Annotated in this window: 1 protein-coding gene; it reads right to left on the bottom strand. The window is 51.1% G+C overall.

What is annotated here, in order from left to right; genetic code table 11:
• Positions 1–59 precede the first annotated feature (59 nt).
• The gene (locus Q5762_RS37235; RefSeq protein WP_315896738.1) at positions 60–380 is read right to left on the bottom strand and encodes a hypothetical protein; all 321 of its coding nucleotides are present in this window, start codon (positions 378–380) and stop codon (positions 60–62) included.
• Between the last annotated feature and the right edge of the window lie 45 nt (positions 381–425).

The raw sequence follows: 425 nt of genomic DNA, 5'->3' as shown, positions 1-425 counted from the left end.
CGGATGCCTTCAACACCCCTATCGATAATGCTTGCGCGCTCATTCATCTTAATTTCCTCTTAGTCTACTTTCTTCACTTGTTTGACGCTGGTAGCAGCCGGAATTAGGCCAGTAGCCAGCAGGGAAACGCCAATCAGGCCATGAACGGCAGCCGGGATAGCGTCCAGCATACGATCAGGCAACATTGCGTAAAAAGCAACTACTGCGGCAAAGTTGATGCCAGCCAGATGGGTAGACCAGCGCTTGTACCAACTGACCTTAACGGGCTGAACAGTGATCGGCAGGCCATCCGGCTTCTTATCAGGATCCAAGATGATCGGGTCATCGGAACCGGCGATGCGGGTAGGCTCAAGGATAATAGGATCATCGGGTGTCGGCATTGGATTTTTCCTTTTCTTTCAGTTTGGCGGAAGCTTCTTTCTCTA

The sequence above is a fragment of the Streptomyces sp. P9(2023) genome, assembly GCF_032436795.1.
Taxonomy (GTDB): Bacteria; Actinomycetota; Actinomycetes; order Streptomycetales; family Streptomycetaceae; genus Streptomyces.
Note: the sequence above shows the minus strand (reverse complement) of the source record. Positions and strands in the feature narration are given on the sequence as shown.

Coding starts and splice junctions, on each gene's coding strand:
- Q5762_RS37235 (WP_315896738.1), bottom strand. CDS start 380: ATGCCGACACCCGATGATCCTATTATCCTTGAGCCTACCCGCATCGCC.